Annotated in this window: 23 protein-coding genes; 14 read left to right on the top strand and 9 right to left on the bottom strand. The window is 60.1% G+C overall.

Translation table 11 applies throughout. The features are described from left to right. Positions 1-54: 54 nt before the first annotated feature. The 3 genes from relA to HNQ83_RS12205 all read left to right on the top strand — a co-directional run bounded on the left by relA (position 55) and on the right by HNQ83_RS12205 (position 3827). The gene (gene relA / locus HNQ83_RS12215; protein ID WP_175389188.1) at positions 55-2298 is read left to right on the top strand and encodes a GTP diphosphokinase; all 2244 of its coding nucleotides are present in this window, start codon (positions 55-57) and stop codon (positions 2296-2298) included. Between the two features lie 124 nt (positions 2299-2422). Continuing rightward, positions 2423-3256, top strand: coding sequence for a nucleoside triphosphate pyrophosphohydrolase (mazG, locus tag HNQ83_RS12210; protein WP_175389187.1), 834 nt, complete (start codon positions 2423-2425; stop codon positions 3254-3256). Positions 3257-3284: 28 nt separating this feature from the next. Next, positions 3285-3827 (top strand): DUF2058 domain-containing protein, encoded by a 543-nt coding sequence (locus HNQ83_RS12205; protein WP_175389186.1) that lies wholly within the window; start codon positions 3285-3287, stop codon positions 3825-3827. Between the two features lie 69 nt (positions 3828-3896). On the opposite strand, the gene HNQ83_RS12200 is transcribed toward HNQ83_RS12205, so the two are convergent. The 6 genes from HNQ83_RS12200 to HNQ83_RS12175 all read right to left on the bottom strand — a co-directional run bounded on the left by HNQ83_RS12200 (position 3897) and on the right by HNQ83_RS12175 (position 11443). Continuing rightward, positions 3897-4085 (bottom strand): hypothetical protein, encoded by a 189-nt coding sequence (locus HNQ83_RS12200; RefSeq protein WP_175389185.1) that lies wholly within the window; start codon positions 4083-4085, stop codon positions 3897-3899. A 407-nt stretch (positions 4086-4492) separates the two neighbouring features. Then, positions 4493-5713, bottom strand: coding sequence for a beta-ketoacyl-ACP synthase I (gene fabB / locus HNQ83_RS12195; protein WP_007957797.1), 1221 nt, complete (start codon positions 5711-5713; stop codon positions 4493-4495). Positions 5714-5724: 11 nt separating this feature from the next. Further along, complete coding sequence (gene fabA / locus HNQ83_RS12190; protein ID WP_003227150.1) at positions 5725-6240, bottom strand: 3-hydroxyacyl-[acyl-carrier-protein] dehydratase FabA; 516 nt, start codon at positions 6238-6240, stop codon at positions 5725-5727. Between the two features lie 247 nt (positions 6241-6487). Continuing rightward, on the bottom strand, positions 6488-8389 hold the full coding sequence (locus HNQ83_RS12185) for an ATP-binding protein (RefSeq protein WP_175389184.1): 1902 nt from the start codon (positions 8387-8389) through the stop codon (positions 6488-6490). Further along, complete coding sequence (locus tag HNQ83_RS12180; RefSeq protein ID WP_175389183.1) at positions 8386-9318, bottom strand: ABC transporter substrate-binding protein; 933 nt, start codon at positions 9316-9318, stop codon at positions 8386-8388. Before HNQ83_RS12180 ends, HNQ83_RS12185 begins: the two co-directional genes overlap by 4 nt. 1 nt (position 9319) lies before the next feature. Then, positions 9320-11443, bottom strand: coding sequence for a TonB-dependent receptor domain-containing protein (locus HNQ83_RS12175; RefSeq protein ID WP_175389182.1), 2124 nt, complete (start codon positions 11441-11443; stop codon positions 9320-9322). A 195-nt stretch (positions 11444-11638) separates the two neighbouring features. On the opposite strand from HNQ83_RS12175, the gene HNQ83_RS12170 reads away from it, so the two are divergent. The 10 genes from HNQ83_RS12170 to HNQ83_RS12125 all read left to right on the top strand — a co-directional run bounded on the left by HNQ83_RS12170 (position 11639) and on the right by HNQ83_RS12125 (position 20387). Next, positions 11639-12664 (top strand): NAD(P)H-dependent glycerol-3-phosphate dehydrogenase, encoded by a 1026-nt coding sequence (locus HNQ83_RS12170; protein WP_175389181.1) that lies wholly within the window; start codon positions 11639-11641, stop codon positions 12662-12664. 30 nt (positions 12665-12694) lie between these two features. After that, complete coding sequence (locus HNQ83_RS12165; protein ID WP_175389180.1) at positions 12695-13042, top strand: DUF4389 domain-containing protein; 348 nt, start codon at positions 12695-12697, stop codon at positions 13040-13042. After that, a complete protein-coding gene (gene sixA, locus HNQ83_RS12160) occupies positions 13039-13494 on the top strand; it encodes a phosphohistidine phosphatase SixA (RefSeq protein WP_175389179.1) in 456 nt (151 codons plus the stop codon). Before HNQ83_RS12165 ends, sixA begins: the two co-directional genes overlap by 4 nt. A 216-nt stretch (positions 13495-13710) precedes the next feature. Continuing rightward, complete coding sequence (locus HNQ83_RS12155) at positions 13711-15378, top strand: AMP-binding protein (RefSeq protein WP_175389178.1); 1668 nt, start codon at positions 13711-13713, stop codon at positions 15376-15378. A gap of 32 nt (positions 15379-15410) precedes the next feature. Continuing rightward, positions 15411-15854: a hotdog fold thioesterase gene (locus HNQ83_RS12150; protein WP_175389177.1), complete on the top strand. Its 444-nt coding sequence runs from the start codon at positions 15411-15413 to the stop codon at positions 15852-15854. Positions 15855-16085: 231 nt separating this feature from the next. Then, a complete protein-coding gene (locus HNQ83_RS12145) occupies positions 16086-16889 on the top strand; it encodes an alpha/beta fold hydrolase (RefSeq protein ID WP_175389176.1) in 804 nt (267 codons plus the stop codon). Continuing rightward, a complete protein-coding gene (locus HNQ83_RS12140) occupies positions 16886-17740 on the top strand; it encodes an alpha/beta hydrolase (protein ID WP_175389175.1) in 855 nt (284 codons plus the stop codon). The genes HNQ83_RS12145 and HNQ83_RS12140 overlap by 4 nt, the downstream gene beginning before the upstream one ends. A gap of 50 nt (positions 17741-17790) precedes the next feature. Next, complete coding sequence (locus HNQ83_RS12135) at positions 17791-18450, top strand: glutathione S-transferase family protein (protein WP_175389174.1); 660 nt, start codon at positions 17791-17793, stop codon at positions 18448-18450. Positions 18451-18458: 8 nt separating this feature from the next. Continuing rightward, positions 18459-19265 (top strand): DUF4892 domain-containing protein, encoded by an 807-nt coding sequence (locus HNQ83_RS12130; RefSeq protein ID WP_175389173.1) that lies wholly within the window; start codon positions 18459-18461, stop codon positions 19263-19265. 69 nt (positions 19266-19334) lie between these two features. After that, positions 19335-20387: an AI-2E family transporter gene (locus HNQ83_RS12125; RefSeq protein WP_175389172.1), complete on the top strand. Its 1053-nt coding sequence runs from the start codon at positions 19335-19337 to the stop codon at positions 20385-20387. A gap of 130 nt (positions 20388-20517) precedes the next feature. Here HNQ83_RS12125 and HNQ83_RS12120 read toward each other — a convergent pair whose 3' ends face one another. Continuing rightward, positions 20518-21840: a putative porin gene (locus HNQ83_RS12120; protein ID WP_175389171.1), complete on the bottom strand. Its 1323-nt coding sequence runs from the start codon at positions 21838-21840 to the stop codon at positions 20518-20520. Between the two features lie 284 nt (positions 21841-22124). On the opposite strand from HNQ83_RS12120, the gene HNQ83_RS12115 reads away from it, so the two are divergent. Continuing rightward, complete coding sequence (locus HNQ83_RS12115) at positions 22125-23249, top strand: GNAT family N-acetyltransferase (protein WP_175389170.1); 1125 nt, start codon at positions 22125-22127, stop codon at positions 23247-23249. 131 nt (positions 23250-23380) lie between these two features. On the opposite strand, the gene HNQ83_RS12110 is transcribed toward HNQ83_RS12115, so the two are convergent. Further along, positions 23381-25213: an ABC transporter ATP-binding protein gene (locus HNQ83_RS12110; RefSeq protein WP_175389169.1), complete on the bottom strand. Its 1833-nt coding sequence runs from the start codon at positions 25211-25213 to the stop codon at positions 23381-23383. Between the two features lie 93 nt (positions 25214-25306). Then, positions 25307-25864 (bottom strand): peptidylprolyl isomerase, encoded by a 558-nt coding sequence (locus HNQ83_RS12105; RefSeq protein ID WP_175389168.1) that lies wholly within the window; start codon positions 25862-25864, stop codon positions 25307-25309.

Genomic DNA, 25864 nt, shown 5'->3' with positions numbered 1-25864 from the left:
CGAAGGTCAGCGATTCTGACGCATTGAATCTGCGTCGTAGGGAAGGTAAGCAAGATGGTACAGGTGAGAGCACACCAGCCGATCAACACCGACGGCAGTATCAATCTCGAGGCTTGGCTCGATCATGCGGTCAGTGTCGATCTGGCACTGGATCGCGAAGCCTTGAAAGAAGCCTGCGAGTACGCTCGCGAGACTGAGCAACAAGCCAATGCGGCGAAGAATTTATGGTCCGAAGGCAACTCCAGTTTCCGCACCGGCCTTGAGATCGCCGAGATCCTCGCCGACCTCAAGCTCGATCAGGATTCGCTGGTCGCCGCGGTCCTGTATCGGGGCGTACGCGAAGGCCAGATCCAGTTGCCGGCGGTCAGCCAGCGCTTCGGTCCGGTGGTGGCCAAACTCATCGACGGCGTGCAGCGCATGGCGGCGATCAGCGACAGCCTGAGCCCCCGAAAATCCCTGGTGCTGGGCACTCAAGGTCAGGTAGAAAACCTGCGCAAGATGCTGGTGGCCATGGTCGACGACGTTCGCGTCGCCCTGATCAAGCTGGCTGAACGCACCTGCGCGATCCGTGCGGTGAAAACCGCCGACGACGAAAAACGCAATCGCGTCGCCCGCGAAGTCTTCGACATCTATGCGCCGCTGGCCCATCGCCTGGGCATCGGTCACATCAAGTGGGAACTGGAGGACTTGTCCTTCCGTTACCTCGAGCCCGACCAGTACAAACAGATCGCCAAGTTGCTCCATGAGCGGCGACTGGATCGCGAGCGCTTCATCAGCGACGTGATGAGCCAACTGAAAAACGAATTGCAGGCCACCGGTGTCGAGGCGGACATCAGCGGCCGGGCCAAACACATTTATTCGATCTGGCGCAAAATGCAGCGCAAGGGTCTGGAGTTCAGCCAGATCTATGACGTGCGCGCCGTTCGCGTGCTGGTGCCGGAAATGCGCGACTGCTACACCGCGCTCGGCATCGTCCACACCTTGTGGCGGCACATCCCGAAAGAGTTCGACGACTACATCGCCAACCCCAAGGAAAACGGCTACCGCTCGCTGCACACGGCGGTGATCGGGCCCGAGGGCAAGGTGCTGGAAGTGCAGATCCGTACCCACGCGATGCACGAAGAGGCAGAACTCGGCGTATGTGCGCACTGGCGCTATAAAGGCACCGACGTCAAGTCCGGTTCCAATCACTACGAAGAGAAAATTTCCTGGCTGCGCCAGGTGCTCGAGTGGCACGAAGAGCTGGGTGACATTGGTGGCCTGGCGGAACAGCTGCGAGTCGATATCGAACCCGACCGTGTGTACATCTTCACCCCGGACGGCCACGCCATCGACCTGCCGAAGGGCGCGACACCGCTGGACTTCGCCTACCGCGTGCACACCGAAATCGGCCACAACTGCCGTGGCGCCAAGATCAACGGGCGCATCGTGCCGCTCAACTACAGCCTGCAAACCGGTGAACAGGTCGAGATCATCACCAGCAAGCACGGCACCCCGAGCCGTGACTGGCTGAACCCGAACCTGGGTTATGTCACCACCTCGCGAGCACGGGCGAAGATCGTTCACTGGTTCAAATTGCAGGCGCGCGATCAGAACGTCGCTGCGGGTAAAACCCTGCTTGAGCGTGAGCTCAATCGCCTCGGCCTGCCGGCGGTGGATTTCGACAAGCTGGCCGACAAGGCCAACATGAAAACCGCCGAAGACATGTTTGCCGCCCTGGGTGCCGGTGACTTGCGCCTGGCGCAACTGGTCAATCTGGCGCAGCAACTGGTGGAACCGGAGCGCGGCAACGAACAGCTGGAGCTGATTCCGCGCAAGGCCACCGGCTACAAACCGGGCAAGCGCGGCGACATCCAGATCCAGGGCGTCGGCAACCTGATGACCCAGATGGCCGGCTGCTGCCAGCCGCTGCCGGGGGATGCAATCGTCGGTTACATCACCCAGGGCCGTGGCGTGAGTATCCATCGCCAGGATTGCGCCTCGGTGCTGCAACTGTCCGGTCGGGAACCGGAGCGGATCATTCAGGTCAGCTGGGGGCCGGTGCCGGTGCTCACCTATCCGGTGGACATCATCATCCGTGCCTACGACCGTTCGGGCCTGCTGCGTGACGTTTCCCAGGTGCTGCTCAACGAGCGGATCAACGTGCTGGCGGTCAACACCCGCTCGAACAAGGAGGACAACACGGCGTTGATGTCCCTCACCATCGAGATTCCGGGGCTGGACGCGTTGGGCAGGTTGCTGGGGCGGATTTCCCAATTGCCGAACATCATCGAAACGCGGCGTAACCGTACGCCTTGAAGATGATTAATGTGGGGGCGAGCCTGCTCGCGAATGCGATCCGCCAGTCGACATCCGTGTTGCCTGACAGTCTGCCTTCGCGAGCAGGCTCGCTCCCACAGGTTTTTGTGGTGAGACATAAATAATGTACAGCCTTGAAGATTTGCTACACCTGATGAGCCGCCTGCGTGATCCGCAGTACGGTTGCCCGTGGGACATCAAGCAAACCTACGCCACCATCGTTCCGCACACCCTTGAAGAAGCCTACGAAGTCGCCGACGCCATCGAGCGTGGTGACTTTGATCACTTGCAGGGTGAGCTGGGCGATCTGTTGTTCCAGGTGGTTTATTACAGCCAGTTGGCCCGGGAAGAGGGGCGCTTCGAATTCGATGGCGTGGTCGACAGCATCACCCGCAAGCTGATCCGCCGTCATCCCCACGTGTTTCCCACCGGTGATCTGTACGCTCCGCTGGATGTCCCGCGCCTGAGTGAGGAGCAGGTCAAGCAGCGCTGGGAAGAGATCAAGGCCGAGGAGCGTGCCGAGAAGTCCGCCGCGCCGCAACAGCTGTCCTTGCTTGATGACGTCCCCGCCGCACTGCCGGCGTTGTCCCGGTCGGCCAAATTGCAAAAGCGCGCAGGGCAGGTTGGTTTCGATTGGCCCGATGCCTTGCCGGTGCTGGACAAGGTCCGTGAAGAGCTCGATGAAATACTCGAAGCAATGGCCGACAACGACCCGGCGGCAATTGCCGATGAAGTCGGCGACCTGCTGTTTTCCGTGGTCAATCTGGCTCGGCACCTCAAGGTCGACCCGGAAACCGCGCTGCGGGGCGCCAACAGCAAGTTTGAACGACGCTTCCGTTTTATCGAACAGGCATTGCGCGACACCCACCGTCCCATGGAAGATTGCACCCTCGAAGAGTTGGACGCCCTGTGGGGCGAAGCCAAACGTCAGGAAAAGAATGTGCCCAGCTGCGGTTGAGCAGTTGCCTAAGTGAGTAATAAGCACCATGAGCATTTCCCTTCGCGACCAGTTGCTCAAAGCAGGGCTGGTCAACCAGAAGCAGGCCAAGCAGGTCAGCAAAGACAAGCAGAAACAACAGCGCCTGGCCCACAAGGGCCAGATCGAACTGGATGATTCCCAGCAGCGAGCGGCCCAGGAAGCCATGGCCGAGAAGGTCAAGCGCGATCAGGAGCTCAATCGTCAGCAACAGGAAAAAGCCGAGGCCAAGGCCCGTGTCGCACAGATCAAGCAATTGATCGAAGCCACGCGCCTGCCGAAGTTGACGACCGAGGACTACTACAACTTCGTTGACGACAAGAAGGTCAAGCGCATTTCGGTGAACACGCTGATGCGCAACAAGCTCAGCAACGGTTCACTGGCCATCGTGCATCACGCCGGCGGTTACGAAGTCATCCCCCGTGAAGCTGCCCTGAAGATTCAGGAGCGCGATCCACAGCGCATCGTGCAGATGAACGTCAAGACCGAGGAAGTCGCTACCGAAGACGATCCGTACGCGGCTTATCAGATCCCAGATGATCTGATGTGGTGATTGACTGAAGACTGCAACAAAGACAAACCCCGCTCATGGCGGGGTTTGTCGTTTCAATGCTGTCATTATTCAAGCGGAGCGTCGTTCTCGTTGCTGCTCCAGTGTTTCCAGTTCGGCCTTGTAGTTGTGGGCGTCTTTCTCGGAGTGGAACATCCCGACCAGCAGGTCTTGCTGGTACACATCCCAGATCCGGATGCCGGCGGCTACGCCTTCATGGGACATATGTGAATCGTCGCGTTCAGTTACTTTTACAGTCATCTGCTAGCTCCAATCTCTGTTATCTGCAGCAAGGCATGTGCAGGACTCTGTTATAGGTTTTGTTAGCCTGCTAAGTAAATGATCGAGATTGGAAAGGGTTTTTTACAAAAATGGAAACAGTCCTGCAGCCCGCGTAATCCGCGACATTCAGCCGCAGGCCGTTGAGTCGCATGACAAAAGCTTCATGTTCACGCCGAAGATCTGCGGGCAATACACCGACCCTGTGGGAGCGAGCCTGCTCGCGAAGAGGCTGGTACCTTCAAGCATTAATGTCTCCTGGCACACCGCTTTCGTCGGAACGCCGCCCGGAACCGGCTCGCTCCCACAGGAAGTTGTGTTTATAGCTGACGAAAAAAAACGCCCCGAACCAGTCGGGGCGTTTTCATGTGCGGCTCAGCGGCGGGAAATTACTTGCCTTCCCAGCGCTTCAGTACCAGCGTGGCGTTGGTGCCACCGAAACCGAAGCTGTTGCTCATCACGGTGTTGATGGTGGCGTTTTCGCGGGTCTTGGTCAGCACCGGCAGGTCGGCCACTTCCGGGTCCAGCTCGTCGATGTTGGCGGAGCCGGCAATGAAGTTGCCTTCCATCATCAGCATGCAGTAGATCGCTTCGTGAACGCCGGCTGCGCCCAGGGAGTGACCCGACAGGCTCTTGGTGGAGCTGATGGCCGGAGCCTTGTCGCCGAACACTTCACGCACACCTTTCATTTCCGCGACGTCGCCGACCGGGGTCGAGGTGCCGTGGGTGTTCAGGTAGTCGATCGGGGTGTCGACGGTGGACAGCGCCTGCTGCATGCAGCGGATCGCGCCTTCGCCACTTGGGGCAACCATGTCGTAGCCATCGGAAGTCGCGCCGTAGCCAACGATTTCCGCGTAGATTTTCGCGCCACGGGCCAGAGCGTGTTCCAGCTCTTCAACCACGACCATGCCGCCACCACCAGCGATGACGAAACCGTCACGGTCGGCGTCGTAGGCACGGGAGGCTTGTTCCGGGGTGTCGTTGCGCTTGCTGGACAGCGCGCCCATGGCGTCGAACAGGAACGACTGGCTCCAGTGTTCTTCTTCACCGCCACCGGCGAACACGATGTCCTGCTTGCCCATCTGGATCTGTTCCATGGCGGTACCGATGCAGTGAGCACTGGTGGCGCAGGCAGAAGCGATGGAGTAGTTCAGGCCCTTGATCTTGAACGGGGTGGCCAGGCATGCGGAAACGGTGCTGCTCATGGTCCGCGTTACACGGTATGGGCCGACGCGCTTGACGCCTTTTTCGCGCAGGATATCCAGCGCTTCCATCTGGTTCAGCGTGGACGCGCCACCGGAACCGGCGATCAGGCCGGTACGCGGGTTGGAGACTTGCTCTTCGGTCAGGCCGGAGTCAGCAATGGCGTCTTTCATGGCCAGGTAGGCGTAAGCCGCCGCGTGGCCGACGAAGCGATAAATCTTGCGATCGATCAGTTCTTCAAGGTTGAGGTCAATGGAGCCGGAAACCTGGCTACGCAGACCCATTTCGGCATATTCCGGGTTGAACCGGATGCCAGGGCGGCTTGCACGCAGGTTAGCGGAGACGGTCTCTTTGTCATTGCCCAGGCACGAAACAATGCCCAGACCAGTGATAACGACGCGGCGCATGCGGATAACCCTTAGAAGTTGTCAGTGGAGGTGAACACGCCAACCCGGAGGCCTTCGGCGGTGTAGATTTCGCGACCGTCGACAGTGACCGAACCGTCGGCAATGGCCAGGTTCAGCTTGCCCTTCAGGACGCGCTTGATATGAATGTTATAGGTGACTTTCTTGGCGGTCGGCAGGACCTGGCCGAAGAATTTCACTTCGCCCGAACCCAGGGCGCGACCGCGGCCTGGCAGGCCTTGCCAGCCCAGGAAAAAGCCGACCAGTTGCCACATGGCGTCAAGGCCCAGGCAGCCTGGCATCACCGGATCGCCTTCGAAATGGCAGGCAAAGAACCACAGGTCCGGATTGATATCCAGCTCGGCGACCAATTCACCTTTGCCGTACTTGCCACCCTCTTCGCTGATCAGGGTGATGCGATCAACCATCAGCATGTTAGGGGCGGGCAGTTGCGCGTTACCTGGGCCGAACAGCTCACCGCGACTGCAGCGCAGCAGGTCTTCCCGGGTAAAGGCGTTTTGTTTGGTCATGCGAGCTCCTCAATAGTCCCATGCGGCAGGTGGGGCAAATCTTCCCGGCCGATCGAAGCGTTCATGCCTCGAACCGGCAGCCTACTCATAGACTATTGCGTTGTGGTGAAAGTCACAGCACCAAGGACATGAAAGTACACTTGTGCACTGAAATTTTTATTCAAGCCCCTTTTCGGGCCTGTTCGGGTGCCTAAGACTGCCGCACTTTCGTCTTTCACGCCAGTCGCAGATGCTCGAAAGGCCTGTACTACTGCACCCATCGCTGCAGAATTTGCTGAAGATCAGTTCGTTTGAAGGGCTTGGCCAGGTAATCGTTCATCCCCGCCGACAAACAGGCTTCGCGATCGCCCTGCAAGGCATTGGCGGTCAGCGCGATGATCGGCAAGTCGTTGCAACCGGGCAGTTGGCGAATCTGCCGGGTCGCCTCGTAACCGTCGATGACCGGCAATCGGCAGTCCATCAGGATCGCTTCGAAAATCAGACTTTCGGCACTGCGCACCGCCTGCGCGCCATCGACGGCGACGCTGACAGTAAAGCCCAGACTGCGCAACATCGCTTCGATAACCGTCTGATTGACCGGATTGTCTTCGACCAGCAGCACATTGCGCCCGTCACCGTCGCCATTACCTGTTGGCGCTCGCGGCGTCAGTACAGGCAGTGGCTGTTGATAAAGCGCCAACGGGATTTCCAGGGTGAACACCGAACCGTAACCTTCTTCGCTCTGGGCACGCAGGGTCCCGCCCATGCGTTCGGCGAGGGTGCGGGCGATCGGCAGGCCCAGGCCGGTGCCGCCGTAACGTCTTGAAATAGAACTGTCGGCTTGCTGAAACGCATTGAACATCAATTCCAGGCTGTCGGCCGCAATGCCGATGCCACTGTCGCGCACGGTGCAGGTGAACCACAACAGTTCGTGATCCAGTGATTGCCATTGCGGTTCGATGGACACCCGGCCCTGCTCGGTGAATTTCAGTGCGTTGCCGATCAGGTTGACCAGAATCTGTCGGATCCGCGTCGGATCGCCCTGAACCTGCAACCCCCGCATATCCTCCGGAATCTGCAAGTGCAGATCGAGCCCGCGTTGCGCGGCACTGTGCTGGAACGACTGTGCACAGGCGCCGATCAGGTCGGCGAGGTTGAACGGAATGTGTTCCAGTTCCAGCTCCGAGCGCTCGATACGCGAGAAGTCCAGAATGTCATTGATGACCTTGAGCAGATGCTCGGTCGACTCCGAAGCCAGCGCAGCGTATTCGACCTGCTCCGGGGTCATCTCGGTGGTTTCCAGCAGTTGCAGCATGCCCAGGACGCCATTCATGGGCGTGCGCAGTTCATGGCTCATCATCGCCAGGAAATCCGACTTGGCGTTGTTGGCCTTTTCCGCTTCTTCGCGGGTCTGGATCAACTGCGCCATGGCCTGGTGCTGTTCGCGGCTGGCCTGCTCCAGACCGCTGGCCAGGTTATTGATGTGTTGCGAGAGGGCGCCCAGTTCGGTGTCATCGACAATGGGCAGGGGCGTCTTGTAGTCGCCGTCCTGGATGGCCTTGACCGCGTTGCCGATATCGCGGATCGGTTGCGACAGGCTGCCCGCCAGGCGCCGGGCGAGCACGAAGGTAAACAGCAGGGCGAACAACGCCAGGATCGCGGCCTTGAGCAGGATCTCCTGCTGACGCTGGCTGAATGCATCATTGGACAAGCCGACGATCACCCGACCGAGGTAATCCTCGGCTGGGGCGCTGTTGGCGGCCTTGCTGTCCTGGAAAAAATCATTGTGCAGCGGGATCCGTTGCAACCGCACTGGCGCCTGGAACACCTCAACCTGATGCGGGCGGGCATGGTTGGCCGAGGGTTGCTCGACGTACACCAGAATCCGGTTGGCGCTGTCCTGTATTTCCAGAAAACGCACGTTGGGCGTGGCCAGCGTGGCCTTGAGCAGGCTTTCCAGTACCTCGTTGTTGCCCGAAATCACGCCGTATTCAGTGGCCGGCGCCAGCTGGTTGGCAATGAGTTGGCCGGTATGGTTGAGCTCCTGGCGCAAATCCTGGATCCGCACGAAGGTAAAGAAACTGATCAACATTAATGTCAGCAGCAGGGCAGGGCCGAGGCTGATGAGCTGGGTCCGGGTGTTGATGTCCCAACGGCGACGGAAGGTCATGGGCGGCGTTCTCTTTCAGCCAACAGTGTTGCGACAGACGCTTCGTTTATCTGTTCAATACCTAATGAACGAGCCACCTGCGGGTTGCTTGAGACTTTGAAGCGAGGCGGATAGTAGGTGCGCGGCCACGTGGCGGGCGGCTGGTCGAGCAGTTCATCGAGAATGGCCAGCCAATCGCTCTGATCGCTGTAGGTGCTGGCCAGGCTCCCGGCCTTGACGAACCCGGCGTTGGGCCCGATCAGCGCCAATTGTCGCGAATAGCTGCTCAGCAGCAGGTTTTTTACGGTTTTCGGGTTGAACAAGTCAGGGTCGTCGAGGCCCAGCAACACATCGCTGTTGTTCAGCAAGGTTTGCAAAGGGCGACTGTCGTGGATGTTGTCCCAGCGCTCGGTCACCACCTCAAGCCCCAATGGGCGGGCGGCCCGGCGCAGCTCGTTCAACAGAAATTCACTGTGGCTGTCATACAGCACGCCGACCCGCTTGACCTGGGGCAACAGTAATCGGGTCAAGTGCAATTGGCGCTCCAGTGGCGGATCGCTCCAGAGCAGGCTGAGGTACGGAGGCGGGTTTTCCCCCAGATGCTGGCGTGCCTGCAGTCGGCTGATGCGCAGCACCAGCGTCGCCGGGCCTCGAGCGTCTTGCAGGCGCCAGTCGAGGCTTGGCAAGTCGAGCAGAATCAAACGGATGTCGCCTGCGAGTTTGCTCGGTGCCGGCAGATCGGCCAGCGGCTGGAAGCGTACGCGGTCGCCAGGGCGCAGTTCGCGCAAGGCCTGGATGAAGGATTGCACGCCGGGGCTGTCGTCGGTACCGGTCAATAGAATGTCTTCGGCATGGGCTGTCAGGCTGTTCAACCAACCGCCGATCACCAGGCACAGCATCGCCAGCAGGCGGCCGATACCTGGCGTCTTGCGCGGCTGACGATGGGCCATCTTAAAACGCCAGCTCCGCGCTGAAGTACATCACGCGACGCTCGTCGTAGTTGTTGTCGATGAAGGTGGTGGGCTGATTGTCGAGGCGCTGCTGGAGCACACCGGCCAGCTCCAGGCTGGCCTTGCCCAGGCCAATGCGTTTGGCGATGCGTGTATCAACCCGCTCGAAGCGGTAACCGTTCAGGGCGTCGTCGCCATAATAGAAGAGTGCACTGGTCCAGCCATGACCCCAGTCCCGCAGCCAACCGGCGGAGCCACTGTTGCGCGCGGTCTGTTGGGTATCTTGCGGATTGCTCGCGTCCGCATCGACGTAGGCGTAGGTCAGGCGCAGTCGGTCGGCATTGCCGATTCGCCAGTCGATTTGGGTTTCCGCCCCGGAAAAGCGTGCCTTGTTGCTGTTACTGGCGATGAATTGATTGTTGCGCAGCGGTTCGCTGATCATGCCGGTGATTTCGTCGTAGAACAGCTTGAGATCGACCGCCAGCCCCCACTCGGCAAAATAGCCGTTGTAGCCCAGTTCCCGGGAACGCATATGTTCCTGGTCTAGATCGCCGGGCCCGCGTGTCCTGACGAAATAGCGGGCGCTGGACTGGCCATACGCGCCGGGTTGCAGGTTGGTGACCCGGTAACTCCAGTTGACGCTGTTCTCGAACATGTCCGGCGAACGGATGGCTTCTGAATAGACCGCGCGCAGACCGTGGCGCGGGTTGATCAGGTAATTGACCGCCACTCGCGGGGTCAGCGAGCTGCCGATCAACTGTGTGTCTTCGAACATGGCGCCGCCTTGCAGCAACCAGTGTTCACTGGCGCGCCACTCGAGTTGGCCGAATGCCCGCCAGGTGGTGTCGTCGAGGGTGCCATTGAAATAGGTCTCTGAGTCTGCCCGGTCGTAACGATAGTTCAAGCCGCTGACCAGTCGCAGGCTATCGGACAGACTCAGGGTGTCCTGGAGCTCAAGGTCATAGCGTGTCTCCCGGGTGCTTTGGTCGATGTCACCGCAAACGGTCTGCCGGGCGCCGTTGCGCCATTGGTCGAGGACCTGATTGGCCAATGCCTGTTGGGCAGGATCGCCGGCGGGTGCACCGGGGCCGATGAAACGCTCAATGTTGCGTGCCAGGCGTTCGGTGTAGTTCGGGTTGAGCTGCCACAGTTCGGTCAGCTGTGGGCTGAAGGACACCTCGGCATCGCAGGCGCGCCAGGTTTGCTGGCGATCCCAGTGCTGGGCCGAGCCCTGGATATACAGGCTGTGATCGGGGTTGATGTCGTAGTTCCAGCGCAGCGAACCAGCGTAGTCCTTGGCGTTGACGTCGGAATTGTTCCCCGAACTGGTAATCCCGGAAAACACCGGGCGGTAGGTATACGGACGCTGGTTGCTGCCTTCTTTGGCGTTCAATTGCCAATCAATGCTTTGCTGTTCATTGAGTGTCTGGCTGACGGCGAGGTTGAAGCGATTCAAGCGACGGCTGTCACGGTAATCGGCGCCGTTGCGGTCGGTGTCGAAGCCATCGTCCTGCTGGCCGGACAGGCTCAGGCGCAAGTCGCCGTCATCCCAACCCACGCCCTGGCTGGCATAAAAGTCGTTGATGCCACGCTGGCCACGGGTGACTTTCAGTCGCGTACCGTGGCTGTCGGCCGGGTTGCGCGTGATGATATTGACCACCGCCATCAGTGCATTGGCGCCATAGCTGACGGTGTTCGGGCCGCGGAAAACCTCGATGCGCTCGATGTCTTCCATGGCCACCGGAATGTCGCTCCAGTCCACGGTGGACAAGCCAGCACGGTAGACCGAGCGGCCATCGATCAGCACCTGCATGCGTCGCGCTTCGGTGGCATTGGTGCCGTGATAGTTCACCGCCGCCTGATTGCCGCTGATATTGCCGACCATCATGCCCGGCACCAGGCGCAGCACTTCGCTGATGTCACGGGCGCCGCTGGCGGTGATCAGGGTGTTGTCGATCACCGTCATGCTTCCCGGTACGGCCGCCGGCGATTGTTTCAGGCGCGTGGCCGTGAGCACTTGCGGCAGCGGGTCGTTGTCGAGGAACAAGTCGTCGGCCAGCAAGGGTGAGCTGAACACCAGTGCCAGAACCAGCGGCGAGCGGGGTGGAGGCGAAGCCAATGACACAACACATCCTTGTTATTAATCGATGGCGCGCATGTTAACCGAGCGGAATGACTTTTCCAGTCAAGATGTCTGCATTTTCCTCGGTTTTATTGCAATTCTTCCCCCAGGCGCCAGTAATTGACGCGGGGGCTGGCCGCCACTGGGGCGCTCCGTATAATGCCGGGATTGCCACTGGTATGGATTAACGGATTGCATATGACTGAACAGCGCCCGATTGCGGTCCTGGGAGGCGGAAGTTTTGGTACCGCCGTGGCTAACCTGCTGGCCGAAAACGGACATCAGGTCCTGCAATGGATGCGTGACCCCGAACAGGCCGAGGCCATTCGGGTCAATCGCGAAAACCCGCGTTACCTCCAAGGCATCAAGATTTTGCCCGGCGTGACGGCGGTCACTGACCTGCAAGCCACCCTGGAAGCCTGCGACCTGAGTTTCGTCGCACTGCCCTCCAGCGCCTTGCGTTCGGTGCTGGCCCCGCACGCCGAGTTGCTGCGCGGCAAGATGCTGGTGAGCCTGACCAAAGGCATCGAAGCCCACACCTTCAAGCTGATGAGCCAGATCCTCGAGGAGATCGCCCCGCAAGCGCGCATCGGTGTGCTGTCCGGGCCGAACCTGGCGCGTGAAATTGCCGAACACGCGCTGACGGCCACCGTGGTCGCCAGTGAGGACGAAGAACTCTGCACACGGGTTCAGGCCGTGCTGCATGGCCGCACCTTTCGCGTATACGCCAGCGCCGACCGTTTTGGGGTGGAGCTGGGCGGCGCCTTGAAAAACGTCTACGCGATCATTGCCGGTATGGCGGTGGCGCTGGACATGGGCGAAAACACCAAGAGCATGCTGATCACCCGGGCGCTGGCGGAGATGACCCGCTTCGCGGTGAATCAGGGGGCCAACCCGATGACCTTCCTCGGCCTGGCGGGCGTTGGTGATTTGATCGTGACCTGTTCGTCGCCGAAAAGCCGCAACTATCAGGTCGGGTTTGCCCTCGGCCAGGGCTTGAGCCTGGAAGAGGCGGTCAATCGTTTGGGCGAAGTGGCCGAAGGCGTGAATACGCTCAAGGTGCTCAAGGCCAAGGCCCAGGAAGTCGGCGTGTACATGCCGCTGGTCGCCGGGCTGCACGCGATCCTGTTCGAAGGGCGCACGCTTGAACAGGTGATCGGGCTGCTGATGCGCGGCGAACCGAAAACCGACGTCGACTTTATTTCCACCAGCGGCTTCAACTGAGCCCTCAACGCAACAGGAACGGAGCGAGACATGAGCGATCAAAAAGTAGAAGCCAAATACGAATCCATCCTGCTGCGGGTGTTGTGGATGATCGTCTTTGTGCTGGTCTGGCAGGTGGCGCAATTCATCCTTGGCGCCGTGGTGCTGGTGCAGTTGATCTATCGTTTGATCTATGGCGCCCCGAGCGCCAGCCTGATGAACTTCGGCGACAGCCTGAGCCAGTTTCTGGCGCAGATCGGTCGTTTCGGCAGTTTCCACAGCGACCAGAAGCCCTGGCCGTTCGCCGATTGGCCAACGCCGCGTACGCCGGAAGGTGAGGCACCGCACGTCGTGGCGCCAGCCCCGCATCCGGCCCGAGATGAGGAACCCAAGCTATGAAACTCTGGGTATTGCGTCATGGTGAAGCCGAACCTCACGGTTCCAAACCCCACGATTCGGAGCGGGAATTAACGGCCAACGGTCGTGCAGAAGTACTGCGCACCACGGCCAACCTGGTTGGCCAGCCGCTGACTGCGATCTATGCCAGTCCCTACGCGCGAGCGCAGCAGACCGCGCACCTGGTAAAGGACACGCTGGGTTTCGAACCGGACATCCGCACCGTCGACTGGCTGACCCCGGATTTCGATCCTGACAGGGTTACCGATCAATTGAAGTCAGTGACCAATGTGCTGCTGGTTTCTCATAACCCACTGGTTGGGCACCTGATCAGCTACCTGCAACACGGCGCTGGCTATCCACCGGAAAGGGTCAGTACCGCAGGCCTGGCCGAACTAGAAAGCAATGAACTGGTGATCGGCGCGATGAAGCTCAACAGCATCAAGCACCCATAACTCTGCTTTCAGGAGCGCCACCGATCAACTGTGGGAGCGAGCCTGCTCGCGATGGGGGAGTGTCAGTCACCGTCAATGTAGCTGATACACCGCTTTCGCGAGCGGACTCGCTCCCACAGGGGTATCGGTGTTTGAAAAAATTGTATGAAATAGCTAACCAAGCACTTGCTTGGTTGGCTACGCTTGCTCCAGACCAAAAACAAAGGAGCGAGTCGCATGTCTGCTGCTTTTCGTTTGCCGCTGGACGTTTTCTACGAGCGTGAGGCCCGTCATCCCCGCCAGCGCTTCATGGTCCAGCCCATCGGCGGCGGGCAGGTCGAAACGCTGACCTGGGCCGACGTCGGCCATCAGGCCCGCTGCGCGGCGCACTGGTTGCGGGCGCGGGAATTGCCCCAAGGCAGTCACATCGCCCTGATTTCAAAAAACTGCGCGCACTGGATCATTGCCGACCTGGCGATCTGGATGGCCGGGCATGTCTCGGTGCCGCTGTACCCGAATCTCACTGCCGAGTCCGTCGCCCAGGTGTTGGACCATTCGGAAGCGGCACTGGCCTTTATCGGCAAGCTCGACGACTGGCCCGGCATGTCACGCGGGGTGAGCCCGGACCTGGTGACCATCAGCCTGCCGCTGCATCCGCCGGGCGACTTCCATTTCAGCTGGGCTGATCTGCAATGCAGCACGCCGATCCAGGACGACCCCAAACCCGGCGCCGATAAACTGGCGACCATCATCTACACCTCCGGAACCACCGGAATGCCCAAAGGCGTGATGCATAGCTTTGGCAATCTGGGCTTCGCCACCACCCACGGCACGCAACTGTTCGGACTCAATGAGTCGGATCGACTGCTGTCGTATCTGCCGTTGTGCCACGTTGCCGAGCGCATGTTCGTCGAGCTGGCGTCGATCTATACCGGGCAGACCGTGTTCTTTGCCGAGAGCCTCGACACCTTTCTCGACGATCTGCGGCGTGCCCGGCCGACGGCGATGTTTGGCGTGCCGCGCATCTGGACCAAATTCCAGATGGGGGTGTACAGCAAAATCCCGGCGAAACGCCTCGACTTCCTGCTTGGCCTGCCAATCGTTGGCAAGCGGGTCGGACACAAAGTCCTGGCGGGGTTGGGGCTGGACGCCTTGCGGGTGGCCTTGTCCGGTGCGGCGCCGGTACCGCTGACGTTGCTGCGCTGGTACCAAAAGCTTGGGCTGGATGTACTGGAGGTCTACGGTATGACCGAAAGCTGTGGTTACTCGCACATTTGCCTACCGGGCCAGTACAAGGAAGGCTGGATCGGCAAGCCATGCCCCGAAGTCGAAGTGCGGATCGACGACTCGGGCGAGGTCCAGGTGCGCAGTGGCGCGACCATGCTCGGGTATTTCAAGGAGCCGCAGAAAACCGCCGACACCATTACCGAGGATGGCTTCCTGCGCACCGGCGACAAAGGCGAGCAAGACGCCGAAGGCAACCTGCGCCTGACCGGGCGCCTGAAGGAAATTTTCAAGACCAGCAAAGGCAAGTACGTGGCACCGGCGCCCATCGAAAATCGCCTGGCGGTGCATTCACGCATCGAGCAGGTCTGTGTGGTGGGCGATGGCTTGAGTGCACCGCTGGGCTTGTGCGTGCTCTCGGCCGTGGGGCAACAGGACGCGGGAGGAAGTGCGCGCGCCGGACTCCACTCCAGCCTGGAAAAACTGCTGGAAGAGGTCAACGGTGCGCTCGATAAGCACGAACGCTTGCGGCGTCTGGTGGTGGTCAAAGACAGTTGGGCGGTGGAAAACGGCTTCCTGACACCGACCCTGAAAATCAAGCGCAACGTGATCGAGGCGGCCTACGGGGCCCGCTTCGAAGAATGGAGCGAGCGCAGCGAAGCGGTGCTGTGGCAGGATTGAGACACGAATAAAACCAACAAGGAAAATCGGCGATGAGTCTGTGGCGCACCACCCCCAACATCGAACAGTTGAATGCTTTCCAGAAAAACACCATCGGCGAAGTGCTGGATATCCGCTTCGAAGCCGTAGATGAGGAGTCCTTGACCGCGAGCATGGTCATTGACCATCGCACCCATCAGCCTTACGGCTTGCTGCATGGCGGCGCCTCGGTGGTGCTGGCTGAAACCGTCGGCTCCATGGCCAGTTTCCTGTGCATCGATGCCAGCAAGTTCTACTGCGTGGGCCTGGAAATCAATGCCAACCATCTTCGCGGCCTGCGCAGTGGAAGGGTGACGGCGGTGGCCAGGCCGATCCACATTGGCCGCACGACCCATGTCTGGGACATTCGCTTGACCAGCGATGAAGGCAAGGCCAGTTGTGTGTCGCGGTTGACCATGGCGGTGGTGCCATTGGGGGAAAAGCCGCCGGCACGCTGACCAACGAACCCCTGTAGGAGCGAGCTTGCTCGCGATGGTCGTTAACGATAACGCGGGGCTGCAGGATTGACGCGGTGCGCTGGAGTCCATCGCGAGCAAGCTCGCTCCTACAGTACAAGGGGCGGCATTCGCATGGCCGGACTGTCATCATTCCTGTCAGTTACGGTCATTGCTGTAGGACGCGGTCTTACGGACAATCAACGCCTGTTCTCGCTCATGGATTTGCCGGTTATGTCGCAACAGATATTTTTCGCCCACGCCAATGGATTTCCTTCGGGTACCTACGGCAAGTTGTTCGCGGCGCTGGCGCCCGAGTATCAGGTGACGCATCTGGAGCAGCATGCCCATGACCCGCGTTTCCCGGCGGACGATAACTGGTACAACCTGGTGGATGAGCTGATCCACCACCTGCGCCAGCAATCCGAGCCCGTGTGGGGCGTCGGCCACTCCTTCGGTGGCGTACTGCACCTGCACGCCGCGTTGCGTTGCCCCGAGCTGTATCGAGGCGTGGTCATGCTCGATTCGCCGGTGCTGACCCGCGCTGATCAATGGGTCATCCGTGCCGCCAAGCGCTTCGGGTTCATCGATAAGCTGACGCCAGCTGGCCGTACGTTGGGTCGACGGGAAGAGTTCGCCGATCTCGACAGTGCCCGCCGCTATTTTTCCGGCAAAACCCTGTTCCGCGGCTTCGATCCGGAGTGTTTCGACGCCTACCTGCAATACGGTTTACAGCAGGTCGGCGACAAGTTGCGCCTGCGTTTCGATCCGGCCACGGAAATCAGCATCTACCGTGGCGTACCCCACACCAGCCCCGGACGCACCGGGCAGTTGAAGGTGCCGCTGGCACTGGTTCGCGGGCACGACAGTCGGGTGGTGATGCGCTATCACGCCAGTTCGGTCGGCCGCATGCCGTTGGGCGAATCCCTCACCATGCCCGGTGGCCACATGTTTCCCCTCGAGCGCCCCCAGGACACAGCGGCGATGTTGAAAAACCTCTTCAGTCGCTGGGACGGTCGCCAGCAGGATTGCGCATGAGCAACGTCGTCGAAGAAGTTCTCCTGAGCCTGCCGCACATCGAGTTGGCAGCGCACTTGTTCGGCCCCGAAGACGGTTTGCCGGTGATTGCCCTGCATGGCTGGCTCGACAACGCCAACAGCTTTGCCCGACTGGCGCCGAAGCTCAAAGGTTTGCGCATCATCGCGCTGGACATGGCCGGGCATGGTCACTCCGGGCATCGTCCGGTGGGTGCCGGCTACGCGATGTGGGACTATGCCCACGATGTGCTGCAAGTCGCCGAGCAACTGGGCTTGAAGCGGTTTGCGCTCATGGGGCACTCCATGGGGGCGATCGCTTCCCTGATCATTGCCGGGTCGCTGCCGGAGCGCGTCACGCATCTGGCATTGATCGACGGCGTCATTCCTCCTACAGACAAGGGCGAAAATGCCGCTGAACGCATGGGCATGGCCCTGCAGGCGCAGCTGGATCTGCGGGAGAAGCGCAAGCCGGTCTACAACACCCTGGAGCGGGCCATCGAGGCTCGAATGAAAGGGCTGGTGGCGGTCAGTCGCGAAGCCGCCGAACTGTTGGGCCAACGGGGCTTGATGCCAGTGCCGGGGGGATACACCTGGCGCACCGACAATCGCCTCACGCTGCCATCGCCGCTGCGCCTGACCACTGAACAAGCCATGGCCTTTGTCCAGCGTGTCACTTGTCCCGCAAAACTGGTGGTTGCCGCCGACGGCATGCTCGCCAAACATCCCGAATTGCTGGAGCGTCTACCCTTTAGCCGTGAACAGCTGCCAGGTGGTCATCATTTGCACCTGAATGACGAGTCCGGTGCCGATCTTGTCGCAGACTGTTTCAATAGGTTCTTCGCCGTTCCTTGACTTGCGCCAGGCAACTGTCGAGGCTGGGCGGGTTGAAATGGGAGACAACCATGATAGATCTGTACACCGCTGCGACCCCGAATGGCCACAAGGTCTCTATCGTGCTCGAGGAACTCGGCTTGCCCTACACAGTGCACGCCTTGAGTTTCGACAAAAAGGAACAGAAGTCCGCGGACTTTCTCAAGATCAACCCCAATGGCCGGATTCCGGCGATTGTCGATCGCGCCAATGGCGATTTCGCCGTGTTCGAATCCGGCGCCATCCTGATTTACCTCGCTGAAATGACCGGCAAACTCTTGCCTGCCGACCCGAAGGGGCGCTCGGTGGCGTTGCAGTGGCTGATGTTCCAGATGGGGGGCATCGGACCGATGCAGGGGCAGGCCAACGTGTTTTTCCGTTACTTTCCGGAAAAGCTCCAGGGCGCCATTGACCGCTATCAGCATGAAACCCGTCGCCTCTACGAGGTGCTCGACACGCGACTGCAAAGCGTTGAATTCCTGGCCGGCGAATACAGCATTGCCGACATTGCGACCTTCCCCTGGGTGCGGGGCTACGAGTGGTCCGGCGTATCGGTGGAGGGCCTGACGGCGTTGCAACGCTGGATGGCAACCATGGAGGCGCGGCCGGCAGTACAGCGTGGTTTGCAGGTTCCAGAACGCGCCGATGACGCCAGCGTCGTCAAGGGTGCCCAGGCCATGCTGATCCGATGAGCCTATCGATGCGTTCTCTCAGTCTATTGGCGCTGTGCAGTTTCAGTTCCCTATCGTTTGCCGCTGATGTTCCAGGCAGTCAGGACCTGCCGATCGTGCCGCGCATGGTCGATGCGCAGATCGTCGACTATCGCCCTGCGGCTGAACTCGAGCGGATTTATCCTCTCGGTTCGATTCGCAAGATCAGCGGCCAGTTGCGCTTCGATGGTCAGGTCAGCGCTCGTGGCAATGCCACCTCGGTGACTTACGAACTGCCGCCGGAGCATTCGGCGACGCAAGCCTTCACGGCTGCCCGGGAAGCCTTGCAGAAACAGGATGCCCAGTTGCTGTTCTGGTGCCAGGCCCGTGATTGCGGCGAAAGCAGCTTGTGGGCCAATGAGGTATTCGGCAACGCCAAGCTCTACGGCGCCGACAATGAACAGGCGTATTTGCTGTTACGCCTGGCGGCACCGAAAGACAACACATTGGTGGCGCTTTACAGCATCACTCGCGGCAACCGCAAAGCCTACTTGCACGTTGAACAGTTCGACGCCGCTGCGCCGTTGGGGGATTTGCTGCCAACCTCCGCGACCTTGTTGCGCGAACTCAAAAGCACCGGCGAACTCGACTTCCCCAAGCTGATCAATGCGCCAGATGACACCTGGCTGCGGTTGATTTCCCGTGGCCTGAACCTGGACACGACGCTGCGGATCAGCGTTTCCGGGCCCAATGCCGAAGCCTGGCGTCAGGCGTTGATCGACCAGGGCGTGCGGGCCGCGCGAATGGAAACCGGCAGCATCGAAGGCTCTGGCCTGCACATCCAGCTGCTGCGTTAAGCTTTATCAGGTGAACGCTATCCATGCGTTCGCCTACTCTTTTGCTGACTGATTTATTCGGGATTTCAAATGATCAATAACGATCGGCTGTTGGTGCAGATCCTGCTCCTGGTGCTGTTTGGCGCGAGTTTCTGGGTGATGGCGCCGTTCTGGTCGGCGTTGTTCTGGGGCGCGGTGCTGGCGTTTGCCAGTTGGCCACTGATGCGCCTGCTGACCCGTTGGCTCAATGGCCGTGAATCCCTGGCAGCAGCGGTTTTGACGGTGGGCTGGATGGTGCTGGTGGCAGCGCCATTGGTGTGGCTGGGATTCAACCTGGCGGATCATGTGCGTGATGCCGTGGCGTTCATCAAGGATGTGCAGGTCGATGGCCTGCCGGAAGCACCCGTCTGGCTGGGCAGCATTCCGCTGGTGGGCGGGCGCCTGACCGCGATCTGGAACAGCGTCGATCAGCAAGGCGCAGCGATGATGGTTTCGCTCAAGCCTTACTTCGGGCAGGTCGGCAACTGGTTGCTGGCGCGCAGTGCGCAGATCGGCGGCGGTATTCTCGAGCTGACCTTGAGCATTGTCTTCGTGTTCTTCTTCTACCGTGACGGCCCCCGGTTGGCGGCGTTTGTTCATAGCCTGCTGGAGCGTCTGATCGGCCACCGAGCCGGGTATTACATCGAACTGGTGGCAGGCACGGTGCAGCGAGTGGTGAACGGGGTGATCGGGACAGCGGCGGCCCAGGCCATCCTGGCGCTGATCGGCTTCCTGATCGCCGGGGTCCCGGGGGCGCTGGTGCTCGGCATCGTGACGTTCCTGCTCAGCCTGATTCCGATGGGGCCGCCGTTGGTGTGGATTCCCGCCACGGCCTGGTTGGTCTGGAAAGGGGAGTACGGCTTTGCGGTGTTTCTCGGCATCTGGGGCACATTCATCATCAGTGGCGTAGACAATGTCCTCAAGCCATACCTGATCAGTCGTGGCGGGAATCTACCGTTGGTGATTGTGCTGCTGGGGGTGTTCGGCGGGTTGATCGCATTCGGCTTCATAGGCCTGTTCATCGGGCCGACGTTGCTGGCGGTGGCGTACAGCTTGTTGACGGACTGGAGCAAGACTCAGGCGCGGGTCGAAGACCGTCGCTGATTTCAGGCGGGATTGCACCGGGGATGAAACAGACTCGCGTTGGTCCGGCGGACGGAGATGGGGACCGTCAGACCAACGCCAGGCTGTAAAAGCGGCTCGGGCTTCCTTGCCCGAGTCGTGTGGCGGGAAATCAGAACTTGGCTTCAGCATCCAGTTGCAGGGTGTTGATGTCCGAATCCTTCTTGTTGATGCTGGCATTGGTCTGGTCAGAGTTAGCCATGAAGTACGTCGCGCCGAGGGCGAAGTTCTTGTCCAGCTCGTAGCTCACTTTCAGCTTGCTGCCGCGCGAACCGGTAAAACCGTTGGCGAAGTCGGAGTCGGTGAAGGCGCCAACCACAGCGTTACGCTGCACGTCGCGGTAGTTGTAGTCCAGGGCGAAACCGTAGAACTTGGTCTTGACGCCCGCCAGCCAGGCGGTGTCCTGATCGTTGCTGGCATCTTTGTTGTTGACGTACTGACCGTACAGCGAGAGCGGCATTGGCAGGCCGCCGATGTCGAGCTGACCAAAGCCTTCGTACAGTTTGAACTGTTCGTTCGGGCTGTTGCCGTTGATGGCCAGCTGCCCTGGGATGACGCCGGCGACCGGGGTGATGTCGTTATCATTGTCGTAGGCGTAGACGCTGCCACCCAGGGTGAATTTCAGGTTGTCGGTGATGGCGAAGCGCGTGCCCAACTGGCCAGCGTACAGACGCAGGTCGTGTTTGAACTGCACGCCGTCGCCGTCAACGTTGTCCTTGAGGGTGTAGTGACCGGCGCTACCGAACAGCTCGGTGCTGCCGCTCAGCGGGTACTTGTACGACAGCGACAGACCTTCCGGGCTGATGTCGCTATCCCAGATGACGTCGCCCATGCTCACCCATTGCTGTGGCATCTTGCCGCCAACCACGTGCAGGTTCTTGATGGCGTCGGGGTGGTAGTCGACGTAACCCTGGTCCAGCCAGATCTGCTTCTTGTCGAAGTAGTTGTCCAGGCTCTGGTTGGTGGAGCGAGGGTCGTCGTTGTTGCCGGTGGCGATACGGATACCGGTGTCGACTTGTGGGTTGATTTCGCTGTAGGCGCCCAGGCGGACACGAATGCGTTGGCGATCCTGGTCTTTGTTGTTTGGAACGCCATCGTTCTTGACCGTCTCTTGACGGAAACGAACGTCGCCCTTGAATTGGGTCTTGGCGGCCCACGCCAGTTTCTGGTCGAAGGTGCTCAGTTCATTGGTCTTCTTCGCAGTGGCCGCGATTTGCTCGTTGGTCTCTTGCTGAGCCTGACGGGCGATTTGCTGTTCTTTCTGATCCCTGGCCAGCTCGGCTTGCAATTCGCTGTACTGCGCGTTGGTAATCGAGCCGTTTGCCTTGAGCATGTCGAGCAGTTTGGCGTCGACTGCGGCGCTGGCTGGAACGCTCATGGCCAGCAGCAGGCCGCCACACAAGGCCGCCGCAGTTTTCGTGGAAGCAAGACGCATATCAATCTCCGAAGATGAGAGTGGATGACTGGGCCATCCAGGGCACAACCGACCATTGAAGGACGGAAAACAGTGGCCGGTGCTATAACCCGGCGCTCTAAAAACAGGCGCCAGTATCGCGATCGTTTATGACAGAGCAGTGGCAATGTGATGGCATGTCGATGACGATACAAAGTCTTCGCGAACTATTGAGCTAGAGCGCTGTCGTCGATTTCCGGGTGTTCTTTGGAGGGTGATAGGCGATACTCGCGGGGGTTTAACGCTATGAATGAGTGAGAAGGGTGATGCCGTTGCAACGTCTGCACAGTCTGTCCGAAATCGCCCCGCCAAAGTGGGACGCCCTGGTGCCCGAGACGCAGCCGTTTCTGTGTCACGCCTTCCTGAGCGCGCTGGAAGACAGTGGCAGCCTCGGCCGCCAATCCGGCTGGCAGCCCGAACATTTACTGCATGTCGAAGGTGATCAACTGATCGCCGCATTGCCCAGTTACCGTAAATGGCATTCCTACGGCGAGTACGTGTTCGACCACGCCTGGGCCGATGCCTGTGCACGTGCGGGCATCGATTACTACCCCAAACTCTTGACGGCCGTGCCATTCAGTCCCGTCAGCGGTCCACGTCTACTGGCCGCCAGTGTCGAGGACGGTTTCGAGCTGTTGAAAAGCCTGCCGGGCTATCTGGAAATCGAACAACTCTCCAGCGCCCACATCAACTTCACCGACCCGTTCACCGATGCCGCAATGGCCGAGCAACCGGGTTGGTTGCAACGCATTGGCTGTCAGTACCACTGGCAGAACCGCGGCTATCGGGACTTCCAGGATTTCCTCGATGCCCTGAGCTCGCGCAAGCGCAAACAGATGCGCAAGGAACGCGAACAAGTGGCGGGGCAGGGGATTGAATTCGAATGGCTTGAAGGCCGGCAACTGACCCAGGTGCAATGGGATTTCGTCTATGCCTGCTATGCCAATACCTACGCGGTGCGGCGTCAAAGGCCCTACCTGACGCGGGAATTTTTCAGCCTGCTGGCCGAGCGCATGCCGCAATCGATTCGAGTGGTGTTGGCCAAGCAAGGCTCACGGCCGGTGGCCATGGCGTTCAGCCTAGTGGGCGGTGACAGTTTCTACGGTCGTTACTGGGGATGCCTGGCGGAGTTTGACCGCCTGCACTTCGAGACGTGTTTCTACCAGGGGATGGACTATGCGATTGCCAATGGTTTCCAGCGTTTCGACGCTGGTGCCCAGGGCGAGCACAAATTGATTCGCGGCTTCGAACCAGTGATCACCCACTCCTGGCATTACCTGCGACACCCTGGCTTGAAGGCTGCGGTCAAAGACTTCCTGCATCAGGAGCGGGTGGGGGTGCTGGCCTATGCCGAGGATGCGAGGACGGCGTTGCCTTATCGGCAAACCTGAGCGCTGGCATCCTGTAGGAGCGAGCCTGCTCGCGATGGACCCGAGATGACCACGGGGTGTCAGGCACCCCGCGTCATCGTTGACGACCATCGCGAGCAGGCTCGCTCCTACAGGGGGAGGGGATCTGAAATTCAGTCGATTCCGACAAACCCGCCTGTCTGATGCTGCCACAACCGCGCATACAAGCCGCCCAGTGCCAGCAGTTCGGCATGGCTGCCGGTTTCGGCGATTTTGCCGTTCTCCAGCACCACCAGCCGGTCCATCCGGGCGATGGTCGAGAGCCGGTGGGCGATGGCGATCACGGTTTTGCCCTGCATCAGGGTTTCGAGGCTTTCCTGGATCGCCGCTTCAACTTCCGAGTCCAGCGCCGAGGTCGCTTCGTCCATGATCAGGATCGGCGCATCCTTGAGCAGAACCCGGGCGATGGCGATCCGCTGACGCTGGCCACCGGAGAGTTTCACACCGCGCTCACCGACATGGGCATCGAACCCGATGCGGCCTTCGGCGTCCGACAGCGTGGGAATGAAACCGTCGGCCCGTGCCTTGTGCACGGCTTCCCAGAGTTCGGCATCGGTGGCGTCGGGTTTGCCGTAAAGCAGATTGTCGCGGATCGAACGATGCAGCAGGGAGGTGTCCTGGGTGATCATGCCGATACGTTCGCGCAGGCTCTCCTGGCTGACGTCGGCGATGTTCTGGCCGTCGATGAGGATGCGCCCGCCTTCCACGTCATAGAGACGCAGCAGCAGATTCACCAAAGTCGATTTACCGGCGCCGGACGGACCGATCAGGCCGATTTTCTCTCCGGGCCTGATGGTCAGGTTGAGGTCGCCGATGACGCCGCTGTGTTTGCCGTAATGGAAGTCCACGTGTTCAAAGCGGACTTCGCCGCGGCCCACGGCCAACGGTTCAGCCTGATCGCGATCGGTGACGGAAACCGGCTGGGAGATGGTCTGCAGACCGTCCTGAACCATGCCGATGTTTTCGAAGATGCCCGTGACCACCCACATGATCCAGCCGGACATGTTGACGATACGGATCACCAGTCCGGTGGCCAGGGCGATCGCGCCGACGGTGATCAAGGACTGGCTCCATAGCCACAGGGCCAACCCCGTGGTGCAGACGATCAACAGGCCGTTCAGACTGGTAATGACCACGTCCATGCTGGTGACGACACGACCGGCCATTTGCGCTTTTTCGGTCTGTTCCTTGATCGCTTCGCGGGCGTACTGCTGTTCGTAGTGGGTATGGGCAAACAGCTTCAGGGTGGTGATGTTGGTGTAGCCGTCGACGATCCGTCCCATCAGTTTTGAGCGTGCGTCGGAGGACCTCACGGAGCGGTCCTTGACCCGTGGCACGAAGTAGTAAAGCGAACCGATGAAGGCGGCGATCCAGGTCAGCAGCGGGATCATCAGGCGCCAGTCGGCTTCGGCGAACAGCACCAGGGCGCTGATGGCGTAGATCAGGACATGCCATAGTGCATCCACAGCCTGTACGGCCGAGTCGCGCAGGGAATTGCCGGTTTGCATGATGCGCTGGGCGATGCGCCCGGCGAAGTCGTTCTGGAAGAAATTCAGGCTCTGCTTGAGCACGTAGCTGTGGTTTTGCCAGAGGATCATGCTGGTCATGCTGGGGCTGAGGGTCTGGTGCACCAGCAGGTCATGCAGGCCGACGAATACCGGGCGCAGGATCAGGGCAACCACCACCATCCAGGTCAGTTCGAGGCCGTGTTCCTTGAAAAAATCGGCATTGGGTGTGCCCTGGGCCAAGTCGATGATGCGGCTCAGGTAACTGAACAGCGCCACCTCGACCAGAGCGGAGAACAGGCCGACAACCAGCAGGGCGGCGAAACTCGGCCAGACCTGCTTGAGGTAATAGGTGTAGAAAGGCCAGACCCGATTCGGCGGAGCCGCTGTCGGGGCATCGCGAAAGATGTCGATCAGTTTTTCAAAACGGCGATAAAGCATCGGTTTTCCACCCGCGAACGGGCACTCCTTTTGACGGTTTGAGCGTTGCCGGCAAAGCCGGCAACGGCTCGGACATCCCTGTCCAGCTTAGTCTCAGTCGATGCGCTTGGCCGACTTGATGAACACCGGATCAGCCGGTACATCTTTCATGCCGCCACGCACGGTGGTTGGCGAGTTGACGATGATGTCGACCACGTCCATGCCCTTGACCACTTTGCCGAACACGGCGTAGCCGTCGCCCTGGTCAAGGAAATCGTTGTCCTTGACGTTGATGAAGAATTGGCTGGTGGCCGAATCCGGTACCGAGGTGCGAGCCATGGACAAGGTGCCGCGCACGTTGTGCAGGCCATTCTTCGATTCGTTCTTGATCGGTGCCTTGGTGTCTTTTTGTTGCATGGCCTGGGTGAAACCACCGCCCTGAACCATGAAGCCCGGGATCACCCGGTGGAAAATCGTGTTGTTGTAGAAACCGCTGTCCACGTACTCAAGGAAGTTCTTGGTACTGATCGGGGCCTTGACCGGGTCCAGTTCGATTTCGATCTGGCCGTTGGTGGTTTCCAGCAGGACATGCGGCGCCTTGGCAGGCGTCGCGGCCATCAGGTTGGCGGCAAACAGAACGGAGCCAGCGGCGAGGGCGATTTTTTTCAGCAT

It is taken from the genome of Pseudomonas sp. C2B4, assembly GCF_013359695.1.
Lineage (GTDB): Bacteria > Pseudomonadota > Gammaproteobacteria > Pseudomonadales > Pseudomonadaceae > Aquipseudomonas.
Note: the sequence above shows the minus strand (reverse complement) of the source record. Positions and strands in the feature narration are given on the sequence as shown.

Excerpts from the sequence above, each read along its gene's own strand:
- relA (WP_175389188.1), top strand. The coding sequence starts at position 55 with ATGGTACAGGTGAGAGCACACCAGCCGATCAACACCGACGGCAGTATC.
- mazG (WP_175389187.1), top strand. The coding sequence starts at position 2,423 with ATGTACAGCCTTGAAGATTTGCTACACCTGATGAGCCGCCTGCGTGAT.
- HNQ83_RS12205 (WP_175389186.1), top strand. The coding sequence starts at position 3,285 with ATGAGCATTTCCCTTCGCGACCAGTTGCTCAAAGCAGGGCTGGTCAAC.
- HNQ83_RS12200 (WP_175389185.1), bottom strand. The coding sequence starts at position 4,085 with ATGACTGTAAAAGTAACTGAACGCGACGATTCACATATGTCCCATGAA.
- fabB (WP_007957797.1), bottom strand. The coding sequence starts at position 5,713 with ATGCGCCGCGTCGTTATCACTGGTCTGGGCATTGTTTCGTGCCTGGGC.
- fabA (WP_003227150.1), bottom strand. The coding sequence starts at position 6,240 with ATGACCAAACAAAACGCCTTTACCCGGGAAGACCTGCTGCGCTGCAGT.
- HNQ83_RS12185 (WP_175389184.1), bottom strand. The coding sequence starts at position 8,389 with ATGACCTTCCGTCGCCGTTGGGACATCAACACCCGGACCCAGCTCATC.
- HNQ83_RS12180 (WP_175389183.1), bottom strand. The coding sequence starts at position 9,318 with ATGGCCCATCGTCAGCCGCGCAAGACGCCAGGTATCGGCCGCCTGCTG.
- HNQ83_RS12170 (WP_175389181.1), top strand. The coding sequence starts at position 11,639 with ATGACTGAACAGCGCCCGATTGCGGTCCTGGGAGGCGGAAGTTTTGGT.
- HNQ83_RS12165 (WP_175389180.1), top strand. The coding sequence starts at position 12,695 with ATGAGCGATCAAAAAGTAGAAGCCAAATACGAATCCATCCTGCTGCGG.
- sixA (WP_175389179.1), top strand. The coding sequence starts at position 13,039 with ATGAAACTCTGGGTATTGCGTCATGGTGAAGCCGAACCTCACGGTTCC.
- HNQ83_RS12155 (WP_175389178.1), top strand. The coding sequence starts at position 13,711 with ATGTCTGCTGCTTTTCGTTTGCCGCTGGACGTTTTCTACGAGCGTGAG.
- HNQ83_RS12150 (WP_175389177.1), top strand. The coding sequence starts at position 15,411 with ATGAGTCTGTGGCGCACCACCCCCAACATCGAACAGTTGAATGCTTTC.
- HNQ83_RS12145 (WP_175389176.1), top strand. The coding sequence starts at position 16,086 with ATGTCGCAACAGATATTTTTCGCCCACGCCAATGGATTTCCTTCGGGT.
- HNQ83_RS12140 (WP_175389175.1), top strand. The coding sequence starts at position 16,886 with ATGAGCAACGTCGTCGAAGAAGTTCTCCTGAGCCTGCCGCACATCGAG.
- HNQ83_RS12135 (WP_175389174.1), top strand. The coding sequence starts at position 17,791 with ATGATAGATCTGTACACCGCTGCGACCCCGAATGGCCACAAGGTCTCT.
- HNQ83_RS12130 (WP_175389173.1), top strand. The coding sequence starts at position 18,459 with ATGCGTTCTCTCAGTCTATTGGCGCTGTGCAGTTTCAGTTCCCTATCG.
- HNQ83_RS12125 (WP_175389172.1), top strand. The coding sequence starts at position 19,335 with ATGATCAATAACGATCGGCTGTTGGTGCAGATCCTGCTCCTGGTGCTG.
- HNQ83_RS12120 (WP_175389171.1), bottom strand. The coding sequence starts at position 21,840 with ATGCGTCTTGCTTCCACGAAAACTGCGGCGGCCTTGTGTGGCGGCCTG.
- HNQ83_RS12115 (WP_175389170.1), top strand. The coding sequence starts at position 22,125 with ATGCCGTTGCAACGTCTGCACAGTCTGTCCGAAATCGCCCCGCCAAAG.
- HNQ83_RS12110 (WP_175389169.1), bottom strand. The coding sequence starts at position 25,213 with ATGCTTTATCGCCGTTTTGAAAAACTGATCGACATCTTTCGCGATGCC.
- HNQ83_RS12105 (WP_175389168.1), bottom strand. The coding sequence starts at position 25,864 with ATGCTGAAAAAAATCGCCCTCGCCGCTGGCTCCGTTCTGTTTGCCGCC.